The sequence below is a fragment of the Micromonospora sp. HK10 genome (assembly GCF_000982955.1).
Taxonomy (GTDB): domain Bacteria; phylum Actinomycetota; class Actinomycetes; order Mycobacteriales; family Micromonosporaceae; genus Micromonospora.
Genome location: NZ_KQ058760.1, coordinates 50,447 through 58,196, shown reverse-complemented (window position 1 = coordinate 58,196; position 7,750 = coordinate 50,447). Strand labels below are relative to the sequence as shown.

At 75.8% G+C, this 7,750-nt stretch carries 7 protein-coding genes; all 7 read left to right on the top strand.

All coding sequences use genetic code 11. The annotated features are described in order from the left end of the window. Positions 1-740: 740 nt before the first annotated feature. On the top strand, positions 741-1,961 hold the full coding sequence (locus LQ51_RS09935; protein ID WP_046564445.1) for a hypothetical protein: 1,221 nt from the start codon (positions 741-743) through the stop codon (positions 1,959-1,961). A gap of 54 nt (positions 1,962-2,015) precedes the next feature. Continuing rightward, positions 2,016-3,410: an efflux RND transporter periplasmic adaptor subunit gene (locus LQ51_RS09930; protein WP_046564430.1), complete on the top strand. Its 1,395-nt coding sequence runs from the start codon at positions 2,016-2,018 to the stop codon at positions 3,408-3,410. 34 nt (positions 3,411-3,444) lie between these two features. After that, positions 3,445-4,368 (top strand): ABC transporter ATP-binding protein, encoded by a 924-nt coding sequence (locus LQ51_RS09925; protein ID WP_369799834.1) that lies wholly within the window; start codon positions 3,445-3,447, stop codon positions 4,366-4,368. Beyond that, positions 4,365-5,549 (top strand): ABC transporter permease, encoded by a 1,185-nt coding sequence (locus tag LQ51_RS09920; protein WP_046564429.1) that lies wholly within the window; start codon positions 4,365-4,367, stop codon positions 5,547-5,549. Before LQ51_RS09925 ends, LQ51_RS09920 begins: the two co-directional genes overlap by 4 nt. Positions 5,550-5,796: 247 nt before the next feature. Further along, positions 5,797-6,006, top strand: a complete 210-nt coding sequence (locus LQ51_RS09915; RefSeq protein ID WP_046564428.1) for a helix-turn-helix domain-containing protein — start codon at positions 5,797-5,799, stop codon at positions 6,004-6,006. A 218-nt stretch (positions 6,007-6,224) separates the two neighbouring features. Continuing rightward, a complete protein-coding gene (locus LQ51_RS31895; protein WP_007465623.1) occupies positions 6,225-6,326 on the top strand; it encodes a 30S ribosomal protein bS22 in 102 nt (33 codons plus the stop codon). Between the two features lie 120 nt (positions 6,327-6,446). Beyond that, complete coding sequence (locus LQ51_RS09910) at positions 6,447-7,520, top strand: NAD-dependent epimerase/dehydratase family protein (protein WP_046564427.1); 1,074 nt, start codon at positions 6,447-6,449, stop codon at positions 7,518-7,520. The last annotated feature ends 230 nt before the right edge of the window (positions 7,521-7,750 follow it).

The following is a 7,750-nucleotide window of genomic DNA, read 5'->3' as shown; positions in this document are numbered from 1 at the left end:
CGCCCCGCTCCCTGTCCGGACGTCGTTTCCGCCTCGCCCCGCTCCCGTCCGGACGCTGTTCCCGCCCGCTCCTGTCCGGACGACGTTCCCGCCCCGCACCGCTTCTGTCCGGACGCTGTTCCCGCTCGCCTCTGTCCGGAGGTTGTTCCCGCCTGCTCCTGTCCGGATGCGTTCCCGCCCGCGCCCGGAAGGGCGGAGTGGTGCGCGGCTGAGTTATTTGCGCCATCAGATCGGTAGGCGGCGGAACAGGAATCGCCGAGCGGCGCGGTCGCCGCTGGTGGACGACGCGCGGGCGGGCTCTGGTCGGAACGCCCGATTGGTCGTACCCTTCGCCGGTGACCGACGGTGACGAGCAGGCTTCCGACCCGGCACTGAGCGCCAGCGAGCCGGCTGCCGCGAGCGCCTGCGCTGGCGGGTTGCCGGTCCCGCCGCCGCCCCCGGCCGCCGTTCCCCACCCCGCGCCGCCCTCCGCGCCCCACCCCGCCTCGACGGCCGCCGCCGGCGCGTCGTCCCCGACCGCTGCCGCTGCCGCTGCCGGGCCCCCGGCCGCCGAGGCCGGGTCGGCCATGCCCAGGCCCGTCGGGCAGGAACCAGTCGGGCAAGAGCCCGTGGTGGCCGGACCGGTCGGGCAAGGGCCGGTGGTGGCCGGACCGGTCGGGCGAGGGCCGGTCGGGCAGGGGCCGGTCGGGCAGGGGCCGGTCGCCGGTGGGGGCGGGAGGCGTCGCTGGCGGCGGGGCTGGGTGGCGGTCACGTTGGTGTTCGTGCTGGTGGCGGGCGGCGCGGCGGGCGTACTGCTGCCAGGGCTGGTGCGCGACGCTGCCGGGCGGCCGGCCGCGCAGGGCGACGACCCGGCTGCCGCGGCCGCCCGGCGGCTCGGCGAGCGGATGGCCGGGCAGTTGGCACGGCAGGCCACGGCGCTGCTCGGCGGGGACCGGAGCGGGTTCCTCGCGATCGCAGAGCCGGCCGCGCGTCCGGCGCTCAGCCGGCGGTACGCCGGGCTGCGGGCGTTGCGGGTGACCGTCTGGCGGCCGGCGGCCGCGGGGCTGCCGACCGGCGACGACGGGCATCCGGGGCAGTGGCGGCTGCCGGTCACTGTCGGCTACTGCTTCGTGGTGCCGTCGTGCCGCCCGGCCACCGTGGAGTTCGATACCCGCTGGCGGCTCGTCGGCGCGGAGCCCCGGCTGGTCGCTGTCGACCAGTCGCGGGCGAAGCCGGCGGGCGCCCGCCCCTGGGAGCTCAGCGACCTCGCGGTGGCGGTGGGGAAGCGGGTCGTCGTGGCCAGCACGCCCGCCCTGCGAGGCCGACTGCCGGGGCTGCTCGCCGAGGCCGAGGCCGCCGCGGCGGTCGCCGACCTGTACGCGGTGACCGGCCGGCCCCCGGACTGTTATCTGGTCTTCTACGCCGGGCGGACCGAATGGCAGCGCTGGTACGGCGGCGGGCGGCCGAAGTGGACGGCCGGCTACGCGGTCGGCGTCGGCGGTGGGCACCACGACGTGGTGCTCAACGCGGCGAGCCTCTCCCCGGGCGGAACCGGCGAGCTGCTCCGGCACGAGCTGACCCACGCCGCGTCGCTGCCCGACGGCGGCTACTCGGACCGGTCGGCCTGGTGGCTGGTCGAGGGCCTGGCCGAGTACGCGGGCTCGGACGGCCAGCCGGTCGGCCGGTACGAGGGCCTGGCCGAGGTGCGCCAGCTGGTCCACGGCGGGTGGAACGGGCGGCTGGATTCGCTCGCCCCCACCGACGACGCGGCCGACGACCGGGTCGGCGGCGCCTACGGGGTCGGCTACCTGGCGGTGCGGCACCTGGTCGACCGGTACGGCGAGCAGCGGGTACGGGACTTCTTCCGGGCGGTGGTGCACGAGCGCAAGCCGCTGGACGACGCGGCCGAGGCGATCCTCGGCGACCCCTGGCCCGCGTTGCACGACGACTGCGTCGGATATGTCCGGGCGGTCGCCGGTTGACGCTGCCCGTGCTGCGGATGCGGCTCGGGTCGACGGTCGTCGACGGGTCGTAGCATGGGCCGGGTGGCCCGCATCCACCCTCCGCGACTGCCCGCGGTCACCCGCCCCCGCCTGCTCACCGCCCTCCTCGCCGTCGTCGCGCTGACCGGCACCACCGCCGCGTCCTGTGGCGACGACGGCTCGGCCGTGTCCGTCGCGCAGGTCGGCCGCGCCGAGGTGGCCGAGGTGATCGACGCGCCCGCCACGGTGGCCGCCCGGGCCGCCGCCACCCTCACCGCACCGGCCGACGGCACGCTGGCCAGCCTGCGGGTTCGCCCCGGGCAGCGGGTCAGCCGTGGCCAGGTGCTTGCCGTGATCGACTCGCCGGCCGCGCAGGACCGGCTCCGGCAGGCGCGGGCGGCGCTGCGCGCGGCCCAGCGGGCCGGCCGGGGCGTCGGCGTCGGCGACCTGGGCGGCAGCCGGCGCGGCACCGACCGGGCGGCCGCCGAGGCGTTCGACGCCGCCCGCCGGGCCGCCGGGCGGATCGGCGACCCGCAGGTGCGCTCGGCGCTGCTGCTCCAGGTCGAGTCCGCGCAGCGCCAGTACGAGTCGGCCGCCCGCGCCGCCGACCGGGCGGTCGCCGCGGTGCAGCGCGGCGTCGCCGGACTGAGCAGCGCCGTGGGCTCCCTCTCGGCCGCGCAGCGCCTCCAGGCCCAGCAGGCGTACGACCTGGCGAAGGCGACCGTCGACGCGCTGACCCTGCGCGCGCCGATCGCCGGAGTGGTGCAGCCCGGCGGGACGCGGGCCGGCCAGCCGACGGATCTCTCCGCGCTGCTGGGTGCGGCCGGCGGCGGCGTGCCCGGCCTCGACCCCGGCGGCCTCGGTGCGGCCGGGCAGGGCGGGCCGCCGCCGGGGGTCGACGACGCGGTGCCGCAGGGCGGGCGGGTCACCGCCGGCACCCCCGTACTGACCGTGGTGGACACCGGCCGGCTCAGCCTGCTCGCCGAGGTCGACGAGACGGACGTGCTGCTGGTCCGGGCCGGCCTGGTCGCCTCGGTGGAGCTGGACGCGGTGACCGGCGCGACCTACGACGCCACGGTCAGCTCGGTGGACGTGCTGCCCACCACCTCCGCCCGCGGCGGGGTCACCTACCGGGTGCGGCTCAACCTCGGCGCCGGCCGGCTCGGCGAGGGGGAGGCCGCGCCGACGCCCCGGCCCGGCATGAACGCGGTGGTGCACCTGCGGGTCCGGGAGGCGGCGGACGCGGTGGCGGTGCCCGCCTCGGCGGTGTTCTTCGCCGACGGCCGCGACGCGGTGTGGGTGCTGCGCGACGGCCACGCCGACCGGGTGCCGGTGGTCGTCGGTGTGCAGGGGCAGGATCTGGTGCAGATCGTCAGCGGGGTGCGGGCCGGCGACCGGATCGTGGTACGCGGTGCCGACCAGGTCCGCGACGGCCAGGAGCTGAAGTGATCCCCGCGCCACGTCGCACGCGGCGGGTCCGCCGGTGACCGGCGCCCTTCCCACCGGGGTGCCGGCGATCGAGGCCGTCGACGTGTCCCGGACGTACGAGCTGGACGGGGTGTCCGTGCCGGCCCTGCGCGGGGTGTCGCTCACCATCGACCCGGGCGAGTACGTCGCGGTGATCGGGCCGTCCGGGTCGGGCAAGTCGACGCTCATGCACCTGCTCGGCGGGCTCGACCGGCCGAGCGGCGGGCGGCTGGTGATCGGTGGCCGGGACGTGACCACCCTCTCCGCGCCCGAGCTGGCGACGCTGCGCAACCGCACCATCGGCTTCGTCTTCCAGGCTTTCCACCTGCTGCCCCGGACGTCCGCCGTGGACAACGTGGCGCTGCCGTTGGTCTACCGGGGCATCGGGGCCCGGCAGCGGCGGGACCGGGCGGCGGCGATGCTCGGCCGGGTGGGGCTCGGGCATCGGCTGGACCACCGGCCCAACCAGCTCTCCGGCGGCGAGCAGCAGCGGGTTGCCATCGCCCGCGCCCTGGTGACGGACCCGGCGGTGCTGCTCGCCGACGAGCCCACCGGCAACCTGGACACCGGCACCGGCGAGGCGGTGCTGGAGCTGCTCGAACAGCTGAACGCCGAGTCCGGCGTGGCGTTGGTGATGGTGACCCACGACCAGGAGGTGGCCGCCCGGGCCCGCCGCCGGATCGCGGTGCGGGACGGCCTGATCCGCTCGGACACCTTTCATGATCGACCGCTGTCGGGCGGCGACGGTGGACCTGCGACACTGGACCCCGCTCCCAGCGCGGAGCCCCGGTCCGCGTCCGGAAGCGGTCCGGGGCACCCGTCCGGTGGCTCTGGTGGCGCCGCCGGAGCCACCGGACGCCTTCCGCGTACGAGCGGCGGGCCGGAGCGCGCTCCCGGGCCGCGACCCGACGCGGAGACCGGGTCGGGAGGTGCCGGGTGAGGCTTGCCGAGGCCTGGCGGGTGGCGCTGGACGCGCTGCGGGCCAACCGGATGCGCAGCCTGCTGACCATGCTCGGAGTGATCATCGGGGTCGCCTCGGTGGTGGTGCTGGTGGCCATCGGCACCGGCACCAAGCAGCAGGTCGAGCGGCAGGTCGAAGGGCTGGGTTCGAACCTGCTGCTGGTCGTCCCGGGGCGGATCGACGTCGGCACCGCCCCGGTGGTCTCGCCGCTGGACCTCAAGGACGTCGACGCGGTGTCCCGGGTGGTCGGCGACCCGGGCCGGGTGGCGGTCACCGTGGCGTCCGGGGCGACCGCCCGGGCCGGTGCCCGCTCCGACTTCACCACCGTGCAGGGCGTCCTGGAGACCACGCCGCAGGTGTTCACCCGTTCGTTGGCTCGCGGTCGCTACCTCACCGGGGCGGACGTGGACACCAGCCGCCGGGTCGCGGTGCTCGGCGCGTCCGTGGCGCGGGCGCTCTTCCCCGACCGGGACCCGCTCGGCCAGCAGGTCGCCCTGGCCGGGGTGCGGTTCCGGGTGATCGGGGTGTTCACCCCGCTCGGGCAGAGCCTGGGCGTGGACCGGGACGACGAGGTGCACATCCCGGTGACCGCGGCGCAGCGGCTCTGGGGCACCCAGCGGATCGACGGGATCGCGGTGAAAGCCCCCGACCGGGAGCGCATCGACCAGCTCGGCGAGCGGATCGTCGCCGAGTTGTCCCGCCGGCACCCGGACACCGAGTTCAGCGCGGTCACCCAGCAGCAGATCCTCGGCGTGCTCGGCGACATCCTCGGCGTACTGACCGGCGTGCTGGCCGCCATCGCGGGGATCTCGTTGCTGGTCGGTGGCGTCGGCGTCTCCAACATCATGCTGGTCTCGGTCCGCGAACGGACCCGGGAGATCGGTCTGCGCAAGGCGGTCGGTGCCCGGCCGCGGGACATCGGGGTGCAGTTCCTGCTGGAGGCGGTGCTGCTCACCTCGATCGGCGGGCTGGCCGGGATGGCGCTCGGGGTCGGTACGGCGCTGCTGGTGGAGGCGGTCTCGCCGATCCCCGCCGCGATCACCTGGTGGTCGCTGGCGCTGGCGTTCGGGGTGTCGGCGGCGGTGGGCATCGTGTTCGGCGTGGTGCCCGCCCAGCGCGCCGGTCGGCTCGACCCGGTGGTGGCGCTGCGCGCCGAGTGAGCGCCACCATCGCGCTGCACGTCTCGCCGGCGGGGCAGGCTCCTGTCAACGGGACGGGTCGCCCGTCGGGGGAGGAAACGCCAGGTCAATGCGGGTGAAAGGGCAGATGTCCCATGATCATTCGCAGGAAGGGATCGCGCCGGTCACAGCCGCCCCGCTACCGTACTGGTAACACGCGCGTTGCCCGTCGTGGCGGAACCAGCCTGCCCGATGGCTCGCGCCGGGCATGGGAATGGGTCGGTGAGCCATGGCCGGGTCGCAGTCCGACGCACGGCTGTCGGATGTCAGGTTCCTGACCGTCGCCGAGGTGGCGACGGTCATGCGGGTCTCCAAGATGACGGTCTACCGTCTCGTGCACAGCGGCGAGCTGACCGCGGTCCGGGTCGGTCGCTCGTTCCGGGTGCCCGAGCACGCCGTGCACGAATACCTGCGGGGAGCGTTCCAGGAGACCGCCTGACGCGCCCCTCAGGCACCTCGCCGACTGCGACGAATGGGGCATCGACGGGGGCGCGTTGGTCCTGCTGACGCACTCCCGCTACCCTGGACCCCGACCGTGACCGCACCATGGTGTGCCCTGCCCACCACGCAGGTCCGGTCCGTTGTCCGCAAGCGGTCACGACGCCACCCGGTGGTGTCTCCCGGTCCGCCCCGCACGTTGCATCGAAAGGCTGTCGTATGGGCTCGGTGGTCAAGAAGCGCCGCAAGCGCATGGCTAAGAAGAAGCACCGCAAGCTGCTGCGCAAGACCCGCGTCCAGCGTCGCCGTCTCGGCAAGTGACCGGGGCCGGGCTCCGGCCCGGCACTCCGCGGCACCTGCCAACTGTCGACCCTCGGAGGCTCAGGTGATCAGGCCAGGGAGACCCCGGCTCGATCCCGCCTGCCGGACAAGGCGCACGACGTGACCCCCGGTGGCACCCCAGGTGCTCCGGGGGTTGTCGTCGTGACCGGGGTCGGTCGCTACCTGGGCGCGCACGTCGCCGCCCGCCTCGCCGCCGACCCCCGGATCGACCGGGTCATCGGGGTCGACCCGGCCACCCCCAACCCCGAGCTCGACGACCTGCTCGCCGGCGTCGAGCGGATCCGGCTGGACCTCGACTCGCTCGGCGGCCTGCTGGCCGACCTCGACGTCGACGCCCTGGTGCACCTCGCCCTGGTCACCGCCCCCGACCCGCAGCACGGCGGCCGGCCGGCGATGAAGGAACAGAACGTCATCGGCACCATGCAGCTGCTCGCCGCCTGCCAGCGCGCGCCCCGGCTGCGCCGGCTCGTGGTCCGCTCATCCACCGCCGCGTACGGGGTGTCGTTCCGGGACCCGGCTGTCTTCACCGAGGAGACCGAGCCGCGCGAGGTCCCGCGCGGCGGCTTCGGTCGCGACATCCTCGACATCGAGGGGTACGTCCGCGGCTTCCGCCGCCGGCGCCCCGACGTGACCGCGACCGTGCTCCGGTTCGCGCCGTTCATCGGTTCCACCGCGGACACCACGCTCACCCGCTACTTCGCCCAGCCCGTGGTCCCCACCGTCTTCGGCCGGGACCCGCGCCTGCAGTTCGTCCACTTCGACGACGCCCTCGAGGTACTGCACCGGTCGGTGGCCGAGGAGCACCCGGGGACGTACAACGTCGCCGGGCCCGGGGTGCTGTCGCTGTCGCAGGCGATCCGGCGGGCCGGACGGGTGGCCGTACCGGTGCTGGAACCGGGCCTCGCCGGGGTCGCCGCGATCGCCCGCAGCATGGGCTTCGGCCGGTACGGGTTGGACCAGGTCGACCTCTTCGTGCACGGTCGGGTGGTGGACACCAGCAGACTCGAGCGGGAGTACGGCTTCACGCCCCGCTCGACGGCCGCGGCCTTCGACGACTTCATCCGGGCTCACCATGGCGGCGTGGTGGTGACCCGGGATCAGCTCCAGTCGGCCGAGCAACTGGTGCTGGAGAGCATCCGGCAGGTCCGCTCGGCCGTCCGGGAGCGCTCGTGAGCACGCGCATGAGCAGCACCGGTGGGGCGGCGCGCGCCGCCGCGGCGGGATGCGAGGCGGCGGCGTGAGCGCGGGGGAGGAGCGCGGGGAGGCCCGTTACGACGTACCGCTGGCGGTGCCCGGTCCGGAAGCGGAGCCGGCACGGCGCAACGGACACCGGCGCGGCACGCCGCCCGCCGCCCGGCCCAGGCTGGCCGCGGACCCGGCGGCCGCCGGCGGGGCGACCGCGT

Coding starts and splice junctions, on each gene's coding strand:
- LQ51_RS09930 (WP_046564430.1), top strand. CDS start 2,016: ATGGGCCGGGTGGCCCGCATCCACCCTCCGCGACTGCCCGCGGTCACC.
- LQ51_RS09915 (WP_046564428.1), top strand. CDS start 5,797: ATGGCCGGGTCGCAGTCCGACGCACGGCTGTCGGATGTCAGGTTCCTG.
- LQ51_RS31895 (WP_007465623.1), top strand. CDS start 6,225: ATGGGCTCGGTGGTCAAGAAGCGCCGCAAGCGCATGGCTAAGAAGAAG.